This window comes from Streptomyces sp. NPDC053750, assembly GCF_044544295.1.
Lineage (GTDB): Bacteria > Actinomycetota > Actinomycetes > Streptomycetales > Streptomycetaceae > Streptomyces.
The window spans coordinates 1-18,541 of sequence record NZ_JBITXB010000004.1 but is presented as its reverse complement, the minus strand read 5'-3'; the positions used below and the strand labels follow the sequence as shown (position 1 = coordinate 18,541).

17 protein-coding genes are annotated in these 18,541 nt (G+C 72.9%); 12 read left to right on the top strand and 5 right to left on the bottom strand.

What is annotated here, in order from left to right:
• Positions 1 to 29 precede the first annotated feature (29 nt).
• The gene (gene radA, locus ACIGO6_RS12730) at positions 30 to 1,439 is read right to left on the bottom strand and encodes a DNA repair protein RadA (protein WP_399874942.1); all 1,410 of its coding nucleotides are present in this window, start codon (positions 1,437 to 1,439) and stop codon (positions 30 to 32) included.
• Between the two features lie 253 nt (positions 1,440 to 1,692).
• Here radA and ACIGO6_RS12725 point away from each other — a divergent pair, with 253 nt between their 5' ends.
• The gene (locus ACIGO6_RS12725; RefSeq protein ID WP_399875827.1) at positions 1,693 to 3,438 is read left to right on the top strand and encodes a hypothetical protein; all 1,746 of its coding nucleotides are present in this window, start codon (positions 1,693 to 1,695) and stop codon (positions 3,436 to 3,438) included.
• A gap of 44 nt (positions 3,439 to 3,482) precedes the next feature.
• On the opposite strand, the gene ACIGO6_RS12720 is transcribed toward ACIGO6_RS12725, so the two are convergent.
• Positions 3,483 to 4,295 carry a hypothetical protein gene (locus ACIGO6_RS12720; RefSeq protein ID WP_399874940.1) on the bottom strand — a complete coding sequence of 271 codons (813 nt, stop codon included), beginning with the start codon at positions 4,293 to 4,295 and terminating at the stop codon, positions 3,483 to 3,485.
• Between the two features lie 71 nt (positions 4,296 to 4,366).
• Between ACIGO6_RS12720 and ACIGO6_RS12715 the strand changes: the two genes are divergently transcribed.
• From ACIGO6_RS12715 to ilvD, 4 genes are all read left to right on the top strand, one after another.
• Positions 4,367 to 5,299, top strand: coding sequence for a Ppx/GppA family phosphatase (locus ACIGO6_RS12715; protein ID WP_399874939.1), 933 nt, complete (start codon positions 4,367 to 4,369; stop codon positions 5,297 to 5,299).
• A 156-nt stretch (positions 5,300 to 5,455) separates the two neighbouring features.
• A complete protein-coding gene (locus ACIGO6_RS12710) occupies positions 5,456 to 6,298 on the top strand; it encodes a sugar phosphate isomerase/epimerase family protein (RefSeq protein ID WP_399874938.1) in 843 nt (280 codons plus the stop codon).
• On the top strand, positions 6,295 to 6,906 hold the full coding sequence (locus ACIGO6_RS12705) for a TetR family transcriptional regulator (protein ID WP_399874936.1): 612 nt from the start codon (positions 6,295 to 6,297) through the stop codon (positions 6,904 to 6,906). Before ACIGO6_RS12710 ends, ACIGO6_RS12705 begins: the two co-directional genes overlap by 4 nt.
• 122 nt (positions 6,907 to 7,028) lie before the next feature.
• A complete protein-coding gene (ilvD, locus tag ACIGO6_RS12700; protein WP_399874935.1) occupies positions 7,029 to 8,882 on the top strand; it encodes a dihydroxy-acid dehydratase in 1,854 nt (617 codons plus the stop codon).
• Between the two features lie 25 nt (positions 8,883 to 8,907).
• Here the strand turns inward: ilvD and ACIGO6_RS12695 are convergent, their stop codons facing one another.
• Positions 8,908 to 11,061: a PQQ-binding-like beta-propeller repeat protein gene (locus ACIGO6_RS12695; protein WP_399874933.1), complete on the bottom strand. Its 2,154-nt coding sequence runs from the start codon at positions 11,059 to 11,061 to the stop codon at positions 8,908 to 8,910.
• A 183-nt stretch (positions 11,062 to 11,244) separates the two neighbouring features.
• On the opposite strand from ACIGO6_RS12695, the gene ACIGO6_RS12690 reads away from it, so the two are divergent.
• The 3 genes from ACIGO6_RS12690 (at position 11,245) to ACIGO6_RS12680 (ending at position 13,166) form a co-directional block, all read left to right on the top strand.
• Entirely contained in the window at positions 11,245 to 11,577 is a 333-nt protein-coding gene (locus tag ACIGO6_RS12690; protein ID WP_399874931.1) for an SH3 domain-containing protein, read from the top strand.
• A gap of 92 nt (positions 11,578 to 11,669) precedes the next feature.
• On the top strand, positions 11,670 to 12,173 hold the full coding sequence (locus ACIGO6_RS12685) for an EamA/RhaT family transporter (RefSeq protein ID WP_399874929.1): 504 nt from the start codon (positions 11,670 to 11,672) through the stop codon (positions 12,171 to 12,173).
• A 300-nt stretch (positions 12,174 to 12,473) separates the two neighbouring features.
• Positions 12,474 to 13,166 carry a response regulator gene (locus tag ACIGO6_RS12680; protein WP_399874928.1) on the top strand — a complete coding sequence of 231 codons (693 nt, stop codon included), beginning with the start codon at positions 12,474 to 12,476 and terminating at the stop codon, positions 13,164 to 13,166.
• Here the strand turns inward: ACIGO6_RS12680 and ACIGO6_RS12675 are convergent.
• Positions 13,142 to 13,369 (bottom strand): hypothetical protein, encoded by a 228-nt coding sequence (locus ACIGO6_RS12675; protein ID WP_399874926.1) that lies wholly within the window; start codon positions 13,367 to 13,369, stop codon positions 13,142 to 13,144. The two genes, ACIGO6_RS12680 and ACIGO6_RS12675, sit on opposite strands and share 25 nt — an antisense overlap.
• Positions 13,370 to 13,570: 201 nt before the next feature.
• On the opposite strand from ACIGO6_RS12675, the gene ACIGO6_RS12670 reads away from it, so the two are divergent.
• The 4 genes from ACIGO6_RS12670 to proC all read left to right on the top strand — a co-directional run bounded on the left by ACIGO6_RS12670 (position 13,571) and on the right by proC (position 16,984).
• Positions 13,571 to 14,359, top strand: coding sequence for a class I SAM-dependent methyltransferase (locus ACIGO6_RS12670; RefSeq protein ID WP_399874924.1), 789 nt, complete (start codon positions 13,571 to 13,573; stop codon positions 14,357 to 14,359).
• A gap of 32 nt (positions 14,360 to 14,391) precedes the next feature.
• On the top strand, positions 14,392 to 15,249 hold the full coding sequence (locus ACIGO6_RS12665; RefSeq protein WP_399874923.1) for an ABC transporter ATP-binding protein: 858 nt from the start codon (positions 14,392 to 14,394) through the stop codon (positions 15,247 to 15,249).
• The gene (locus tag ACIGO6_RS12660; RefSeq protein ID WP_399874922.1) at positions 15,246 to 16,055 is read left to right on the top strand and encodes an ABC transporter permease; all 810 of its coding nucleotides are present in this window, start codon (positions 15,246 to 15,248) and stop codon (positions 16,053 to 16,055) included. Before ACIGO6_RS12665 ends, ACIGO6_RS12660 begins: the two co-directional genes overlap by 4 nt.
• 116 nt (positions 16,056 to 16,171) lie before the next feature.
• Positions 16,172 to 16,984 (top strand): pyrroline-5-carboxylate reductase, encoded by an 813-nt coding sequence (gene proC, locus ACIGO6_RS12655; protein ID WP_399874921.1) that lies wholly within the window; start codon positions 16,172 to 16,174, stop codon positions 16,982 to 16,984.
• Positions 16,985 to 17,004: 20 nt separating this feature from the next.
• On the opposite strand, the gene trpS is transcribed toward proC, so the two are convergent.
• A complete protein-coding gene (gene trpS, locus ACIGO6_RS12650; RefSeq protein ID WP_399874919.1) occupies positions 17,005 to 18,015 on the bottom strand; it encodes a tryptophan--tRNA ligase in 1,011 nt (336 codons plus the stop codon).
• Positions 18,016 to 18,541 lie beyond the last annotated feature (526 nt).

Below are 18,541 nucleotides of genomic sequence, written 5' to 3'. Positions count from 1 at the left end.
CGTACGGACGGGCGAGACCAGGGCAAAGTCTACCGGCGGTCCTCCTCCTCCCGTGGGGCCTCTCGCCGACGCGAGCGCGGAAGCACCCGCAGAGCATCGCCCATGTCCGCGACCTCCAGGACCTTCATGCCGTCAGGGACCCTGCCCGGATCGGTCGGCACCAGGGCGTGCGTGAAGCCCAGGCGGTGCGCCTCGGCGAGCCTGCGCTGCACGCCCGTGACCCGTCTCACCTCACCGGCGAGTCCGACCTCACCGATCGCGACGAGGTTCTTGGGCAGCGGGGTGTCGCTCGCCGCACTGGCCAGCGCGAGCGCGACGGCGAGGTCGGCGGCCGGCTCGGAGAGCTTCACACCGCCGACCGTCGCGGAGTAGATGTCCCTCTTTCCCAGGGCGCTGATGCGTCCGCGCTGCTCCAGGACGGCCAGCATCATGGACACGCGGGACGTCTCCAGGCCGGACGTCGTGCGCCGTGGGGACGGGATCTGGGAGTCGACGGTGAGCGCCTGCACCTCGGCCACCAGGGGGCGGCGGCCCTCCAGGGTGACGGTCAGACAGGTGCCGGGCACGGGCTCGGCGCGGCGGGTGAGGAACAGCCCGCTGGGGTCGGCCAGGCCCGTGATGCCCTCGTCGTGCAGCTCGAAACAGCCGACCTCGTCGGTGGTGCCGTAGCGGTTCTTGACGCCGCGCACCAGCCTGAGGCGCGCGTGGCGGTCGCCCTCGAAGTGCAGGACGACGTCCACGAGGTGTTCGAGCAGCCGGGGGCCGGCGATGGCCCCGTCCTTGGTGACATGGCCCACGAGCAGGGTGGACATGCCGCGCTCCTTGGAGGCGCGGATCAGGGCGCCCGCCACCTCCCGCACCTGCGCCATGCCGCCGGGGGCGCCGTCGATCTCGGGGGACGCCACCGTCTGCACGGAGTCCATGATCAGCAGGGACGGCTTGACCGCGTCCAGGTGGCCGAGGACCGCCGCGAGGTCGGTCTCGGCGGCGAGGTACAGATGGTCGTCGATCGCGTGGATGCGGTCGGCGCGCAGCCGCACCTGACTCGCCGACTCCTCGCCCGTGACGTAAAGGGTCTTGTGTTCCTCACTGGCCGACTTGGCCGCCACGTCCAGCAGCAGCGTGGACTTGCCGACGCCGGGCTCGCCCGCGACCAGCACCACGGCGCCGGGCACCAGTCCGCCGCCGAGCACCCGGTCCAGCTCGGGCACGCCGGTGGAGCGGGCGGTCGCCTGCCGGCCGTCGACCTGGCCGATGGGCAGCGCGGAGGTGGTGACGCGCCCCGGCGTCGTCGTACGGACCGCGGGCGCGCCGTACTCCTCGACCGTGCCCCAGGCCTGGCACTCGGGGCAGCGGCCGAGCCACTTGGCCGTCTGCCAGCCGCACTCGGTGCAGCGATAGGACGGCCGGTCCTTGGTGGTCTTCGTACGGGCAGCCATGCACGAAACCGTAACCGCCCCCACTGACAACGCGTCCCGCCCAGCCGTACGAAGCGAGCCCCCGCACCCGCCCCGCACCCGTCCCGCGCCCGTCCCGCCCCCTCGTCGCACCCCGAACGGGCCACCTGCACCCTGAACCGGACACGGAGCGACGGCTTCGTGTCCCCTTATGAGGGATCGTTTCACCCGTACGGATTAAAACGGCCCAATGCGCCAGTCCGCGCCACCCATGGCCGCCTACGGTCGCCGGGTGATGAGGAGCAGTCCGGAGACCATGACCCGCACGACCGGCGCGCACCGGACGGACCGGGAGGCGCGTGACCGCGCCGCGGCGCGCACGCTGGCGCAGCGGCCGCCCGCGCGCTACGACGCGTATCTGGACGGCCTGTTCACGTACTGCCTGTCGGTGCTCTGCGACCACGAGGCCGCGACCGCCGCCCTGGGCGACGTCCTCGTGCTGGCCGAGCGCCGAGGTCACCGTGGGCCCGTGTCCGCCGCGGACCGCAGGGCCTGGCTGTACGCGCTGGCCCGCTGGGCATGCCTGCGCAGGCTGGCCGAGGCCAAGCAGAAACGTCCGAGCAGCCACGCCGCCGGCCGCACCGGACCCGCCGCGAAGCCGACGGCCGCCGCTCCCGCCCCTCCCGCCGACACCGACGAAACCCACCGGCGCCACCGCAGTGAACTGGCCCGGCTCGCCTGGCCGGAGGCCGCCGGCACCACCCCGGAGCAGCGCGAGGCCCTTGAACTCGCCGTGCGTCACCACCTCGCCCCCCACGAGGTCGCCGCCGTCCTCGCCATGGAGCCGGCCGCCGCCCGGGAGCTGCTCGCCTCCGCCGCCTGCGAGGTCGAGCGCACCCGCGCCGCCCTCGCCGTCGTCGAGACCGGCACCTGCCCGGGCGTCGCCCGCCTCACCGGCGACAACCAGTACGTGCTGAGCGCCGCCCTGCGCCGCGAGCTGGTCCGGCACGTCGACGACTGCCCCCGCTGCCGCCGCGGCGCCGAGCGGGCGATCCCCGGCCGCTGGCCCGGCACGAGCGTGACGCCGGCCGAGCTGCCCGTCCTGGAGGCACCCCGCGCGGCGCTGCACCTCGCCATGGCACACACCCCGCGCGCGCGGGGCGCGGCCCCCCGCTTCGACCGGCGCGGCTTCCCCATGGACCCCAAGGACCGCGCCGCCCGACGGGACCGTCTACGCGCGCGTGCTGTCACGACGACCGTCGTGGCCACCGTCATCGCCGCCCCCGTGCTCGCCCTGTGGGCGGCCTACCGCGGCACCCCGGTCGTCGAGGGCGAGGACGGCCGCTCGGCCAGCGCCACCGAGGCGCAGGGCCCCGACGGCCTGGAAGGCGAGTCGGCGGGCGGCGGCTACGGCTACGAGAACGCCGGCAACGCGAGCACCACACCCGGCCCCCGCTTCGGCAAGGACGGCAAGGCCGACGTCTCCGTGGAGGTCGTCAGCGTCTCCGGCGCCGGCGAGAAGGGCGCCGGCCACCTGGACGTGACGGCCGGCCACGACGGCGACACCACGCTGATCACCCTGACCGCGACCGGCGACACACCGGTGCGCTGGTCCGCGTCCGCCGGCGCCCACTGGCTCTACCTGAGCCAGTCCTCCGGCACCCTGCGCCCCGGCGAGGCACTGACCATCAGGGTCTACGTCGACCATCTGCGCGAGCCCTCCGGCCACTGGAGCGCAAGCGTGGCCGTCTCGCCCGCCGGTGCCGTCGTCTCCATCGAGGGCTACGGCACCGCGCCCGGCCCCTCCCACCCGGACCCGCGCCCCAGCACACCGGACGACTCCCCGTCCCCGTCCGACCCGGGCCCGGACCCGTCCCCGACGACCTCGGTGCCGCCGCCCGACCCCACGCCCACCGACGACCCGTCGCCCACCTCGCCGGACCCGGACCCGACGCCCACCGACCCCTCCCCGACCGACGGCGCGGGCGGCTCCACACCGCCGCCGACCGGCGGCGGCGACCCGAGCCCGGCCACTTCCTAGGCCTCGTCGTCCGGCGCCGGGCCGGAGGGTCGGCGGGCGGACCGTCAGCGGGCCGGGTCCGCCGGGTGCGGTGCCAGCAGCGGCAGCTGGGAGGCCAGCCGCTCCTCGCACAGCTCGGCCAGTCGGTCGTAGCCCGCCTTGCCCATCAGCTCGATCAGCTCCGGCCGGTACGAGACGTACACCGGCTCGCCCGCGCCGTGCGCCGAGGTCGCGGAGGTGCACCACCAGTGCAGGTCGTGCCCGCCCGGCCCCCAGCCGCGCCGGTCGTACTCACCGATCGACACCTGGAGCACGCGGGTGTCGTCGGGCCGGTCGATCCACTCGTACGTCCGCCGCACCGGGAGCTGCCAGCACACGTCCGGCTTGGTCTCCAGCGGCTCGCGGCCCTCCTTCAGGGCCAGGATGTGCAGCGAGCAGCCCGCACCACCCGCGAAACCGGGCCGGTTCTGGAAGATGCACGAGCCCTGGAACGGGCGGGTCTGCCGGGAGCCCTCGTCGTCCTCGGAGATCCAGCCGTTCCGCGTGCCCTCGGCGTGGTGCTGCCAGATGTCCGGCGTGAGCCGCGCCACATGCCCGGCGACCCGTTTCTCGTCGTCCTCGTCGGAGAAGTGGGCGCCCAGCGAGCAGCACCCGTCGTCCGCGCGGCCCGCCTGGATGCCCTGGCAGCCGCTGCCGAAGATGCAGTTCCAACGGGAGGTCAGCCATGTCAGATCGCACCGGAAGACCTGCTCGTCGTCCGCCGGATCCGGAAACTCCACCCACGCGCGTGCGAAGTCGAGCCCCTTCTCGTCGCCCATTTCGTGCTTCTTGTCCCTCTTGGTCGACTTTGCGTCCTTCGCCTTTTTCGTCTTTGGCACGGCTCCAGGGTAAGTCGCCCGAGTGGGAGGACGGGACCGCCGCCCTCCCCGCTGGCAGTAGCGTTCCGTACATGAGACTCGGTGTCCTCGACGTGGGTTCGAACACGGTGCATCTGCTGGTGGTGGATGCACACCCGGGCGCGCGCCCGCTGCCCGCCCACTCGCACAAGGCGGAACTGCGCCTCGCCCAGCTCCTCGACGAGGACGGCGCGATCGGCCCCGACGGCGTCGACCGGCTGGTCGCGGTCGTCCGGGACGCGCTCCAGGCCGCCGAGGACAAGGGCGTCGAGGACCTCCTGCCGTTCGCCACCTCCGCGGTGCGCGAGGCGACCAACGCCGACGACGTCCTCGCGCGCGTGCGTGCCGAGACCGGCGTCGAGCTGGCGGTCCTCACCGGCGCCGAGGAGGCCCGGCTCACCTTCCTCGCCGCCCGCCGCTGGTTCGGCTGGTCCGCGGGCCGGCTGCTGGTCCTGGACATCGGCGGCGGCTCCCTGGAGATGGCCTACGGCATCGACGAGGAGCCCGACACCGCCGTGTCGCTGCCGCTCGGCGCCGGCCGGCTGACCTCCTCCTGGCTGCCCGGCGACCCGCCCGACCCGGACGACGTCAGGGCGCTGCGCCGCCACGTCCGTACGGAGATCGCCCGCACGGTCGGCGACTTCAGCCGCTTCGGGGCCCCCGACCACGTGGTCGCCACCTCCAAGACCTTCCGACAACTGGCCCGCATCGCCGGCGCCGCCCGCTCCGCCGACGGCCTCTACGTCCAGCGCGAGCTCAAGCGGGCCTCCCTGGAGGCCTGGGTGCCCCGCCTGGCCGCCATGACCGCCACCGAGCGCGCCGAACTCCCCGGCGTCTCCGAGGGCCGAGCGAACCAGCTCCTGGCCGGCGCCCTGGTGGCGGAGGCCGCGATGGACCTCCTCCGCGTGGAGAACCTGGAAATCTGCCCGTGGGCCCTGAGAGAGGGCGTGATCCTCCGCCGCCTCGACCACATGGGCCAGGGATGACGCGCCCCGAAAGGGGCGCGGGGCTGGAGTGATGCGCGGCTCCGCCGCGTGGGCGTGAGCAACCACAACGCATCCGCACCCGACAGGTATGGCCCTCACCACAACGGCGATGAGGCACCCCGCACCTGCCGACCCCCACCCCGTAACCTGACCCCCGTGCCAAAACCAAGGGACGTAGCCCGCATCCCGGACGCGAAGGTCGCCCTGTCGACCGCCTCCGTCTACCCGGAGTCGACGGCGACGGCCTTCGAGATCGCCGCACGCCTCGGCTACGACGGCGTCGAGGTCATGGTCTGGACCGACCCGGTCAGCCAGGACACCGACGCGCTGCGCAGACTCAGCGACTACCACCGCATGCCGATCCTGGCCGTGCACGCCCCCTGCCTGCTCATCACGCAGCGCGTCTGGTCCACCGACCCCTGGGTCAAGCTCCAGCGCGCCCGCGCCGCCGCCGAGAAACTCGGCGCGAGCACCGTGGTGGTCCACCCCCCGTTCCGCTGGCAGCGCCAGTACGCCCGGGACTTCGTCAGCGGCATCTGGCGGATGGCGGACGAGACGGACGTACGGTTCGCGGTCGAGAACATGTACCCCTGGCGCTACCGCGACCGCGAGATGCAGGCGTACGCCCCCGACTGGGACGTGACGAGGGACGACTACCGGCACTTCACGATCGACCTCAGTCACGCCGCCACCTCCCGCACCGACACCCTCGACATGCTCGACCGCATGAGCGACCGCCTCGGCCACGTCCACCTCGCCGACGGCAAGGGCTCCGCCAAGGACGAGCACCTCGTCCCGGGCCGCGGCAACCAGCCCTGCGCCGAGGTGCTGGAGCGCCTCGCGCACATCGGCTTCGACGGCCATGTCGTCATCGAGGTCAACACCCGTCGCGCCATGTCCGGCGCCGAACGTGAGGCCGATCTCGCCGAGGCCCTGGCCTTCGCCCGCCAGCACCTGGCGTCGTCGTCGGCCGCCGCGGGGAAGGCGCACCGACGGTGAGCGAGGCCGGCGGGGGGACCCGCCGCCGCGGCCGCCCCCCGCGCACGGAATCGGCCGGCACCCGCGACCGCATCCTCACCGCGGCCCGCGAGGAGTTCTCCGAGCGCGGCTACGAGAAGGCGTCCGTACGCGGCATCGCCAAGGCGGCCGGCGTGGACCCGGCGCTCGTGCACCACTACTTCGGCACCAAGGAGCAGGTCTTCGAGGCGGCGATCGAGGTCGCCTTCGCGCCCGCCCTCAGGGCCCCCGACGCGATCGCCGACGGCTCCCCGGACGAGGTCGGCGAGCGGCTCACCCGCTTCGTCCTCGGCGTCTGGGAGAACCCCGCCACCCGCACACCGCTGCTGGCCATCGTCCGCTCCGCCGTGAACAACGAGACGGCCGCCGCCGTCTTCCGCCGTCTGATCGCCGCCCAGCTGCTGCGCCGCATCGCCGCCCAGCTGGACCTGCCGGACGCGGAGCTGCGTGCGGAACTGGCGGCGGCACAGTTGGTGGGGTGCGCGCTGCTCCGGTACGTCATCAAGGTGGAGCCGCTGGCCTCGGCGGACCTGGAGTGGATCATCGCCCGCGTGGCGCCGGTCGTACAGGGCCACCTCACCGGCCCCTGAGCCCGCCTGCCCGACGCCCCGCGGCGAGACACGCGTCCCGCATTCCGGACACCCTGTCCCGGCCCGTGGATGACCGGCGTACGCTCGACGACAGTCATAACTCTCCGAAGGAGCGAGCGACGATGCCCGAACTGAGGTCCCGCACAGTCACCCACGGCCGCAACATGGCGGGCGCCCGCGCCCTTATGCGCGCCTCCGGTGTACCCGGCGCGGACATCGGGCGGAAGCCGATCATCGCCGTCGCCAACAGCTTCACGGAGTTCGTGCCGGGCCACACGCACCTGGCGCCCGTCGGCCGGATCGTCAGCGAGGCGGTCGTCGCGGCCGGCGGCATCCCGCGCGAGTTCAACACGATCGCCGTCGACGACGGCATCGCCATGGGCCACGGCGGCATGCTGTACAGCCTGCCCTCCCGCGACCTGATCGCGGACAGCGTGGAGTACATGGTCGAGGCCCACTGCGCCGACGCCCTGATCTGCATCTCCAACTGCGACAAGATCACCCCGGGCATGCTCAACGCGGCGCTCCGCCTGAACATCCCGACGGTCTTCGTCTCCGGTGGCCCCATGGAGTCCGGGCGCGCCACCCTGGTCGACGGCACGGTCCGCACCCTGGACCTGGTCGACGCGATGTCGGAAGCGGTCAACGAGAAGATCTCCGACGCGGACATCCTCCGCATCGAGGAGAACGCCTGTCCCACCTGTGGCTCCTGCTCCGGCATGTTCACCGCCAACTCGATGAACTGCCTGACCGAGGCGATCGGCCTCTCCCTCCCCGGCAACGGCTCGGTGCTGGCCACCCACACCGCCCGCAAGGCGCTCTACGAGAACGCCGCCCGCACGGTCCTGGACCTGACCCGCCGCTACTACGAGCAGGACGACGACTCCGTCCTGCCCCGCAACATCGCCACCCCCGCGGCCTTCGAGAACGCCATGGCGCTCGACATCGCGATGGGCGGCTCCACCAACACGATCCTGCACCTGCTGGCCGCCGCCCAGGAGGCGGAGGTCGCCTACGGCCTCACCGAGATGGACGCCCTCTCGCGCCACGTCCCCTGCCTGGCCAAGGTCGCGCCGAACGTCGCCAAGGACCGCACGTACTACATGGAGGACGTGCACCGCGCGGGCGGCATCCCGGCCCTCCTCGGCGAACTGCACCGCGGCGGCCTGCTCAACGAGGACGTGCACTCCGTCCACAGCCCGTCCCTGGCCGACTGGCTGAAGACCTGGGACGTGCGCGGCGGCTCCCCCTCCCAGGAGGCCGTCGAGCTGTGGCACGCGGCCCCCGGCTGCGTCCGCTCCGCCGAGGCCTTCTCCCAGTCCGAGCGCTGGGACTCCCTGGACGAGGACGCCGAGGGCGGCTGCATCCGCTCCGTCGAGCACGCCTACTCCAAGGACGGCGGCCTCGCGGTCCTGCGCGGCAACCTCGCCGTGGACGGCTGCGTGGTCAAGACGGCGGGCGTCGACGAATCGATCTGGACCTTCGAGGGCCCGGCGGTCGTCTGCGAGTCGCAGGAGGAGGCCGTCCAGAAGATCCTCACCCAGCAGGTCAAGGAGGGCGACGTCGTCGTCATCCGCTACGAGGGCCCCAAGGGCGGCCCCGGCATGCAGGAGATGCTCTACCCGACCTCGTACCTCAAGGGCCGCGGTCTCGGAAAGGCCTGCGCGCTGGTCACCGACGGCCGCTTCTCCGGCGGCACCTCGGGCCTGTCCATCGGCCACGCCTCGCCCGAAGCGGCGGCCGGCGGCACCATCGCCCTCGTCGAGGACGGCGACCGCATCCGCATCGACATCCCGAACCGCTCCATCGAGCTCCTGGTCGACGACGCCGAGCTGGCCCGCCGCGAGCAGGCCCTGAACGGCGTGTACGCCCCGAAGAACCGCGACCGCAAGGTCTCCGCGGCGCTGAGGGCCTACGCCGCGATGGCGACGAGCGCGGACAAGGGCGCGGTGCGCGACGTGAGCAAGCTGGGCTGACCCCCCGCACGACCGCCCGACGGGGTCACCAGGCGGCGGGGTCCCGCCCCGCCACGCCGAACACGGTCCCGTCGGGCGCCGCGGCGTAGACGTGACCGCCCGCGAGCAGGGGCGCGGGCAACGACGCGGGGACGCGGTCGGAGTCGGCACCGAGCCGCGGCCGGGTCTGCCCGAGGAGCCTGCCCTTCAGGGCGTCCACGCCGAGCAGCCGCCCGTCGGGAGCGGTGACGTACACGTGCCGGCCGTCGGAGACGGGCGCCGAGCCCCGGCTCATCCCCGTCTCCAGCCGCCACCGCTGCTCTCCCGCGGCCGTGTCGACGGCGACCAGTGAGCCGCCCGCACCCATGAGGTACACGGTGTCCCCGCGCACGCCGGCCACCGCCTGCTCGACCGGCACGGGCAGCGTCACCCGGCGGGTGGTCCCGGTGCCGGGCGTATGACGGACCACGGCCTTCGCGTCCCCGTGGACGGCGCCGCCGACGAGGAAGTACACCGACCCGTCCGCCGAGCCCACGGGCGTGAGCGACCCCTCCAGGTCGGCGGCCCACCGCACGTCGCCCGTCGCCGGGTCCACCGCGGTGACGTGCGTGCTCGACCCGTCCTCGGACTCGGTCGTCGCGTACGCCGTCGGGTCCCCGGCGAACGAGGTGAAGTACGGCACGGCCTGCCCCGGGATCCGGTGGGCCCACTCGGTCCGGCCCGAGGCGCTGTCCACGCCGGTGACCATCCCGTCGGCGCGGGTGAGCAGGAGCATGTCGCCGACGCACCGCAGTCCGTCGTAGTCCGGCATCTCCTCCTGCCACGCCGCCTTGCCCGTGGCCGGGTCGAGCGCCTCCAGATCACCGATCAGACCGACGGTGGGCTGCACGAGGCCGCCCGACAGCACCGGCGGATCGCTCCGGGTCGCCTCGGTGACCTCGTGCCGCCACAGGGTGCGGCCGTCGGCCGGATCGAGGGCGAAGACCAGGCCGGGCCGCGCGCACAGCAGCCGCTCGGCCCCGTACGAGCACTGGGGCATGCCGCCGCCCTCCGCGGCGGCCACCGTCTCCCACGTGCCGAAGCCGCCCGACGTGTTCTGCGTGGCGGCGGTCCTGCGCGCCGGTTCGGTGTCGCCGAGCACCTGGACCGAGGCGAGGCCACCGGTCACGGCGAGACCGAGCGCCCCGGCCACCAGCGCCGCCCGCGTGCCGAGGCGCCGTGCGGACCGTCCGGCGGGAGCGACGGCGCGGGGTTCCGGCAGCGGCTCGGGCGAGTCCTGCGGCAGGGGTGCGGGCGAGCCGCCCACCCGGTGTTCCGGGGCGTCCTCGTCCCGCCCCCGCTGAGCCGGTATGAACACCTGCGTGTCGTACGCCGCCGCCGCCGACCGCAGCTCCCGCATCAGCTCGTCCGGCGTGGGCCGGTCGTCCGGCTCCTTGGCGAGACACCGCAGCACCAGCGGTGCGAGCGTCGCCGGCACGCCGGTCAGGTCGGGCTCGTCGTGCACCACCTGGTAGGCGACGACATACGGACTGTCGGAGTCGAAGGGCCCGCGTCCGGTCGCCGCGTGCACCATCAGCGACCCGAGCGCGAAGACGTCGGCCGCGGGGCCCACCTCCCGGGGCCGCCGGAACTGCTCGGGCGCCATGAACGGCGGCGTACCGATCAACTTGCCGGTCTCGGTCCGCAGTTCGCTGTCCTTCGGCCGGGAGATGCCGAAGTCGATGACCTTCGGCCCGTCCTCGGCGAGCAGCACGTTGCTCGGCTTCAGGTCCCGGTGGACGACCCCGACCCGGTGGATGTCGCGCAGCGCCTCCGCCAGCCCGGCCATCAGGCGGCGCAACTGGTCCGGATCCATGGGCCCGTTCCGCTTCACCTGCTCCGAAAGCGTCGGCCCGGGAATGAACAGCGTGGCCATCCAGGGCCGTTCGGCATCCGGGTCGGCGTCGACGACCGGCGCCGTGAAGGCCCCGCTCACCCGCCGGGCCGCCGCCACCTCCTGCCGGAAACGGCCCCTGAACTCGGGGTCCCTGGCATACGGGGCGTGTACGACCTTCACCGCGACGCGCATCCCGGAGGTGCTCCTGGCCAGGTGTACGACCCCCATGCCACCCGAGCCCAGGCAGGACTCCAGGTGGTAGTGACCGGCGTACTGCGGAAGTTCCGCTTCCGTGCCCGCTCCGGCGTTCTCCTGTGGCGCCATGGGACCACCCCCGTGCTGTTCCGTAGCGCGCGCGACGCTCGGAGCCTAGTCGATGCGTCGTACGGGGCCGAGGCGGCTTGCTAGCCTCCGCGTGCGAGTTGCGAACTCGTGTTTCGTTGCACGCTTCAGGGGAATCAACGTGGCCCCATGGCACTCGTGGGGTTCAACGGGGGAGGACTTCTCATGTCTGTCGACCAGATGACGCACGCCGGGGGCGGGGACGGGGACGCGACCGCGGAGGCCGTCACCACGGCGGCCGCCACGGCCCAGCGCTCCTACCCGGTCGCGCCGGGCTACCGGCTCAACGTCCGCAGCGGTCCCGGCACCGGCTACGCCGTCGTACGGGTCCTGCCCGAGGGCTCCCAGGTCGTGATCCACTGCCAGACGCCGGGCACCCGGGTGTCGGGCCCGTACGGCACGTCGTCCATCTGGGACCGGATCGGCACCGGCCAGTACGTCTCCGACACCTACATCCGCACGGGCAGCGACGGCTACGTCGCTCCTCGCTGCTCGTAGGGCCTGTCGACGGGCCCCAGGCCCTGTCGCAGGACCGAACCGGCCGCGGGCCCACCCGGAGCCCGCGGCACCCCCGGCGCCATAATCGACCCGTGAGCGCAGAGAACGGCACGAACGGCACCCCGGACACCCCCGCGGGCCCCCGCCCCGAACCCCTTCGGTTCTACGGCACGACCTGGGTGAACCACGACAACGGCTACACCGCCCGCCGGGCCGGCCTCGCCGTCGGCTCCCTCCTCGCGGCGGCCGCCGGCTGCTTCGTCCTCCGCATCGCCTACCAGGGCCTCCAGATCGCCGACATCGGCAGCTTCGTCACCCTGCTGATGGTCGTGATGTTCGCGATCTGCAGCGCCCTGGCCTTCCGGCACACCTGGTCGGGCTTCACCAGCCGCCCCGACCCCGACCGCCAGGCCTCCCTGCGCGGCCTGCTGGCCATCGGCTTCATCGGCTCGCTCCTGGCCTACTTCTTCCGCACCTTCACCGAGGCCCCGGGCGAGAAACTCCACCGCGCCGAGTACGACCGGGCCCGCGAGGAGTACGAGAAGCGCACCACCCGCCGCTCGGGCAACCCGTCCAAGAAGCGCCGCCGCCGCTAGCCGTACCGGTAATGACCCACGCCGCCGATGCACCTCCGAAGTGATCGGTCGTCGGCCGTTACCGGAGCCGCGGCGCCGGTTCGACGCCAACGTCTGGCATGTCCCGCTCGCCGGCACCGTGCTGCTGTCTGCCTCGGCGTACCTGGTGCCGGCGGTCGTCCGGTACCGGAACGGCGCGGGCGAGTCACCGGCATGGTTCGCCACGTTCCGCCTGGCCTCGACCAGCCCCTGGCAACCGTCGGCGACACCGGCCACGGCACAGAGGGAACCGAGCCGCCCGTCGGCAGACTCCTCACACTCGTGGAGCAGACACGCCGGGCCGTCCAGGAGGCCCCGACCAAGCCGATCAGGGTCCTGATCTGCGACGACCAGATGCTGGTCCGCACCGGTCTCGCGACGATCGTCGATGCCCAGCCCGACCTGGAGGTGGTCGGCGCGTGCGGGGACGGCCGGACCGGGGTCGATCTTGCCCGCGAACTGCGCCCGGACGTCGTGGTGATGGACATCCGCATGCCGGTGCTCGACGGCCTGGAGGCCACCCGCCGGCTGGCCGGTGCCGGGGTGGAGCACCCCGTCAAGGTGCTCGTGGTGACGACGTTCAACCTCGACGAGTACGTCTACGAGGCGCTGCGTGCGGGCGCGAGCGGCTTCCTGCTCAAGGACGCCCCGCCGGACCGGCTGCTCCACGGCATCCGCACCGTGGCAACGGGCGCGGCACTGCTCGACCCCGAGGTGACGCGCCGGCTCGTGGGCAGATATGCCGCCCGGATCCGGCCCACCGACGACACCCCGCGCGACATTCCGCTGACCCCCCGCGAACTGGAGGTCCTCCGGCTCATCGCGGACGGCCGCTCCAACGGTGAGATCGCCGCGACCCTCGTGATCAGCCAGGAGACCGTCAAGACCTTCGTCTCCCGCATCCTCGCCAAGCTCCAGCTCCGCGACCGCGTCCAGGCCGTCGTCTACGCCTACCGCCAGGGCCTGGTGACCTGACACGCCTGGACGGCGACCCCGGGCTCGTCGACGTGGATGTAGTGCTCGCTGTTCGTCGCGGTGCCCAGCCTGCTGTTGCCGGACAGCGCCGGCACTTGCGCCGGCCCCCGGCAGCCCGCCTGCACGCGCGAGGCGCCGACGTCGTCGCCGTCGAGCCCGGCCCCGGCATGGCCGGCACTCCGCGTCGGTGACGTGGCGTCCATCAGGACCAGCCCCTTGCCCCTGTCCTCGTGGTCGGGTGCGTACCGGCCGGCGATAGCCCGCCCAGCGAGTGCCCGGCCAGGACGACCGGCGTCGGCCGCCCGGCGAGTGCCCGGCCAGGACGACCGGCGTCGGCCGCCCGGCGCACGGGAAAGATCCCGTTTCCGGCCCCCGCATTCCCTCCACCCGACCACCATGGCCGTATGACCACACCCGTGCCCCCCGAGCCCGCCCACGCCGCCCGAGCCCACTCCTTCAACACCGCCGCCGCCCAGTACGCCGCCAACCGCCCCTCCTACCCGCCCGCCCTCTTCGACACGCTGGAGGAGCTGGCCGGCCGCCCCCTCGCCGGCTCCCGCGTCGTGGACGTAGGCGCCGGTACGGGCATCGCCACCGCACGCCTGCACGCGCGCGGCGCCGACGTCGTCGCCGTCGAGCCCGGCCCCGGCATGGTCGCCGAGTTCCGCCGCACCCTGCCCGACGTGCCGGTGGTCCAGGGCAACGGCAACGCCCTCCCGCTCACCACCCACTGCGCCGACCTCCTCACCTACGCCCAGGCCTGGCACTGGACCGACCCCGCCCGCGCGGTCCCGGAGGCGCTGCGCGTGCTGCGGCCGGGCGGCGCGCTCGCACTGTGGTGGAACACGAACGCCCTCGACGTGCCGTGGATCGCCGCCGCGGCCGAGCGCGTCCGGCGCCACTTCTCCGTGGACGTCGCCGCCGAGAAGCGGAACATCGACCCCCGCGCAGCCGACCCCACCGGCCGCCTCGACTTCACCCGGCGCGAGATCCGCTGGAGCCGCCGCGTCCCCCTCGACACCCACCTGGCCAACCTCGGCAGCCACTCGGTCTTCCTGACCCACGCCCCGGACCGCAGTGCGGCCTTCCTGGCCGAGGAGCGGGACCACCTCCTGGCCGTCTTCCCGGACGGCACGGTCGAGGAGACGTACGACGTCCTGCTCCTGCTGGCGAGGACCCCCGAGACCGCTTGACGACACCCGGGCGGCGGAGGAGTATTCATCACATGATGAATTACTCCCCCCGCCCACCCGCCCCCCCAGGAAACCCTGCCCCCCGACAAGCCCCAGACCGCCAGGAAACCCCGCCCACCCCCAGCCCCACCCCCGCCGTCCACGCGGCGAACCTCACCGTCGTCCGCGGCCCCCGCACCGTCCTGCGCGCCCTCGACTTCACCGTCCCGCGCGGCCGGATCACCGGCCTCCTCGGCCCCTCCGGCTGCGGCAAGTCGACCCTGATGCGCGCGATCGCCGGCACCCAGGCCAAGGTCACCGGCACCCTCCAGGTCCTGGGCCACCCGGCCGGCCACCCCACCCTCCGCACCCGCATCGGCTACGTCACCCAGGCCCCGTCCGTCTTCGACGACCTGACTGTCCGCCAGAACCTCGACTACTTCGCCGCGATGCTCGACCCGGGCCGAGCCGCCTCCGACCGCCGCCGCGAGACCGTCACCCGCGCCATCGCCGACGTCGACCTCACCAGCCACGCCGACGCCCTGGCCGGCAACCTCTCGGGCGGCCAGCGCAGCCGTGTCTCCCTCGCCGTGGCCCTTCTGGGCACCCCCGAGCTCCTGGTCCTCGACGAACCGACGGTCGGTCTGGACCCCGTCCTCCGCCGCGACCTGTGGGCCCTCTTCCACTCCCTCGCCGCCGACCGCGACACCACCCTCCTCGTCTCCTCCCACGTCATGGACGAGGCCGAGCGCTGCCACCGCCTCCTCCTGATGCGCGACGGCGAGATCCTCGCCGAGGACACCCCCGACGCCCTGCGCACCCGCACGGACAGCGAGACGGTCGAGGAGGCCTTCCTCCACCTGGTCGACGAGGTGACCGCAGCAGCCCGCACGAAGGAGACCACCCCATGACCTCCACCACCCCCACCGCGGCCCAGGCCGCCCCCGCCGCACGGCACCCCGCCGCCACCCCCCGCCCCCTCAACCTCTCCCGCACCACAGCCACCGCGACCCGCGTCCTGCGCCAGCTGAGCCACGACCCCCGCACCATCGCCCTGCTGGTGCTGATCCCCTGCGTGATGCTGTTCCTGCTGCGCTACGTCTTCGACGGCAGCGCCCGTACCTTCGACAGCATCGGCGCCTCCCTCCTCGGCATCTTCCCGCTGATCACGATGTTCCTGGTCACGTCCATCGCCACCCTGCGCGAACGCACCTCCGGCACCCTCGAACGCCTCCTCGCCATGCCCCTGGGCAAGGGCGACCTCATCGCGGGCTACGCCCTCGCCTTCGGGACCCTGGCGATCGTCCAGTCGGCCCTCGCGACCGGCCTGGCGGTCTGGTTCCTGGGCCTGGACGTGACGGGCAGCCCCTGGCTCCTCCTCCTGGTCGCCCTGCTCGACGCCCTCCTCGGCACCGCGCTCGGCCTCTTCGTCTCGGCCTTCGCCGCCTCCGAGTTCCAGGCGGTCCAGTTCATGCCGGCCGTGATCTTCCCCCAGCTCCTCCTCTGCGGCCTCTTCACCCCGCGCGACACCATGCACCCGGCCCTGGAGGCCGTCTCGAACGTCCTGCCCATGTCCTACGCGGTCGACGGCATGAACGAGGTCCTCCGCCACACCGACATGACCGCCACCTTCGTCCGGGACGTCCTGATCGTGGCCGGCTGCGCCCTCCTGGTCCTCGCCCTGGGCGCGGCCACCCTCAAACGCCGGACGCCATAGCCGCCCGCCCGGCACATCCCGCCCACTGGACGCCCCGCTCCCACCCGTCCCCGGGATGCGAGGATGACGAAGACGGACGACGCACCCCCAGAGGGCACCGGAGGGCACCGAAAGCCATGACCCAGAAAGTCGCAGTCCTCGGCACCGGCAAGATCGGCGAAGCCCTGCTCAGCGGCATGATCGGAGCCGGCTGGTCGCCCGCCGACCTCCTGGTCACCGCCCGCCGCCAGGAACGGGCCGACGAGCTCCGCACCCGCTACGGAGTCACCCCGGTCACCAACGCCGAGGCCGCCAAGACCGCCGACACCCTGATCCTCACGGTCAAGCCGCAGGACATGGGCACCCTCCTCGACGAGCTCGCTCCGCACGTCCCCGCCGACCGCCTGGTCATCAGCGGCGCCGCGGGCGTCCCGACCTCCTTCTTCGAGGAACGCCTTGCCCCCGGCACCCCGGTGGTCCGCGTCATGACGAACACCCCCGCCCTCGTCGACGAGGCCATGTCCGTCATCTCCGCCGGCACCCACGCCACCGCCGACCATCTCGCCCACACCGAGGAGATCTTCGGCGCCGTCGGCAAGACGCTCCGCGTCCCCGAGTCCCAGCAGGACGCCTGCACCGCCCTCTCAGGCTCCGGCCCGGCCTACTTCTTCTACCTGGTCGAAGCCATGACCGACGCCGGCATCCTCCTCGGCCTCCCCCGCGACAAGGCCCACGACCTGATCGTCCAGTCCGCGATCGGCGCCGCCAAGATGCTCCGCGACAGCGGCGAACACCCGGTCAAGCTCCGGGAGAACGTCACGTCCCCCGCTGGCACCACCATCAACGCCATCCGCGAACTGGAGAACCACGGCGTCCGCGCCGCCCTCATCGCCGCCCTGGAAGCAGCCCGCGACCGCAGCCGCGAACTGGCCTCCGGCACCAAGGACTGAGGGCAGCCCGGACCGCGCGCCTACCGGGCCGAGTCCACGGGCGGCAACAGCCCGATCGCCCGGTAGGCGGCATCCACCGTCGGCCGCGCCATCGCCCGAGCCTTCTCGGCCCCCGCCCGCAGCACGCCCTCCACATACCCGGGATCCGCGCACAACTCCTTGTGCCGCTCCTGCACGGGCCGCAACACCTCGACGACGGCCTCGGCGGTGTCCTTCTTCAAGGCGCCGTACGAGTCGTACCCACCCGCCAGATCCGCCGGCTCCCCACCCGTGCAGGCAGCGAGAATCTCCAGCAGATTCGCGAGCCCCGCCCGCTCCTCCCGGTCGTACACCACGTCACGCCCGCTGTCGGTCACGGCCCGCATGACCTTCTTCCGCACCACGTCCGGTTCGTCCAGCAGATAGACGATCCCCGGCCCGACGTCGTCGCTCTTCCCCATCTTCGACGTCGGCTCCTGCAGATTCATCACCCGAGCCGCCACCGCCGGACCGGTCGCCCGCGGCACCACGAACGTGTGCCCGTACCGCTGGTTGAACCGCACCGCCAGATCCCGCGCCAGCTCCACGTGCTGCGTCTGGTCGTTCCCGACCGGCACCTCGTCCGTCCCGTACGCCAGGATGTCGGCGGCCATCAGCACGGGATACGTCAGCAGCGACAGCCGCACACTCCCGCCCCGCTCCCGCTCCCGCGCCGCCTTCTCCTTGTACTGGATCATGCGCCGCATCTCCCCGTCGGTGGCGACGCACTCCAGTACGTACGACAGCCGGGCGTGTTCGTCCACATGACTCTGCACGAACACGGTGCACAGCTCCGGGTCCAGCCCGGCCGCCAGCAACAGCGACGCCGCCTGCCGGCTCAGTCTGCGCACCCGCGCCGGATCGTGGTCCACGGTCAGCGCGTGCAGGTCGACGACGCAGAACAGCGCGTCCGACCGGTGCTGGTCCACCGCGGCCCACTGCCGCATGGCGCCCAGATAGTTCCCCAGCGTCAGGTGCCCGGTCGGCTTGACCCCACTGAAGACCCGTGTCATCTCTCCACCTCCTGGTCAGGACCGCCGCCACCGGCCGGCCGCCCCTCCTGGAGGGAGATACGAGAACGGCCGCCGAAGCGGCGGCCGTTGAGTGCATACGTGAGTACGGCCGCCGTCAGGCGGCCCACCAGAACTGGGTGCACGTACGCGTAGTCACGCGCTCCAGACTACGCCCCCAGCGGTCCCACCGCCCGGAAGTTGACACGCCGGTCCCACCCTCGTAGTGTTCTCCGAGTTGTCCGACGTGAGCGCCGACTCCGGTCGGTCCCCGGACAGCGATTCCGCAAGTACCACCCACTTCTCGACGAGCAGTCGTACTGTTCGGCGTCGTCGTGGCATTGGCGCGCGTATTCACGGAATGAGGAATCCACGTCCGAAAGGACGCGGCCCCCGATTAGCTCGGGAGCCGGGAATCCGCTAGAGTCTCACCTCGTCGGAACGGCCCAACAGCCGGGAAGGCAACCCCCTCTGACGGGGAATCAGGGCCCGAAAGGATCTGATAGAGTCGGAACCGCCGGAAAGGGAA

Excerpts from the sequence above, each read along its gene's own strand:
- radA (WP_399874942.1), bottom strand. The coding sequence starts at position 1,439 with ATGGCTGCCCGTACGAAGACCACCAAGGACCGGCCGTCCTATCGCTGC.
- ACIGO6_RS12725 (WP_399875827.1), top strand. The coding sequence starts at position 1,693 with ATGAGGAGCAGTCCGGAGACCATGACCCGCACGACCGGCGCGCACCGG.
- ACIGO6_RS12715 (WP_399874939.1), top strand. The coding sequence starts at position 4,367 with ATGAGACTCGGTGTCCTCGACGTGGGTTCGAACACGGTGCATCTGCTG.
- ilvD (WP_399874935.1), top strand. The coding sequence starts at position 7,029 with ATGCCCGAACTGAGGTCCCGCACAGTCACCCACGGCCGCAACATGGCG.
- ACIGO6_RS12695 (WP_399874933.1), bottom strand. The coding sequence starts at position 11,061 with ATGGCGCCACAGGAGAACGCCGGAGCGGGCACGGAAGCGGAACTTCCG.
- ACIGO6_RS12690 (WP_399874931.1), top strand. The coding sequence starts at position 11,245 with ATGTCTGTCGACCAGATGACGCACGCCGGGGGCGGGGACGGGGACGCG.
- ACIGO6_RS12675 (WP_399874926.1), bottom strand. The coding sequence starts at position 13,369 with ATGGACGCCACGTCACCGACGCGGAGTGCCGGCCATGCCGGGGCCGGG.
- ACIGO6_RS12670 (WP_399874924.1), top strand. The coding sequence starts at position 13,571 with ATGACCACACCCGTGCCCCCCGAGCCCGCCCACGCCGCCCGAGCCCAC.
- ACIGO6_RS12665 (WP_399874923.1), top strand. The coding sequence starts at position 14,392 with ATGATGAATTACTCCCCCCGCCCACCCGCCCCCCCAGGAAACCCTGCC.
- ACIGO6_RS12660 (WP_399874922.1), top strand. The coding sequence starts at position 15,246 with ATGACCTCCACCACCCCCACCGCGGCCCAGGCCGCCCCCGCCGCACGG.
- proC (WP_399874921.1), top strand. The coding sequence starts at position 16,172 with ATGACCCAGAAAGTCGCAGTCCTCGGCACCGGCAAGATCGGCGAAGCC.
- trpS (WP_399874919.1), bottom strand. The coding sequence starts at position 18,015 with ATGACACGGGTCTTCAGTGGGGTCAAGCCGACCGGGCACCTGACGCTG.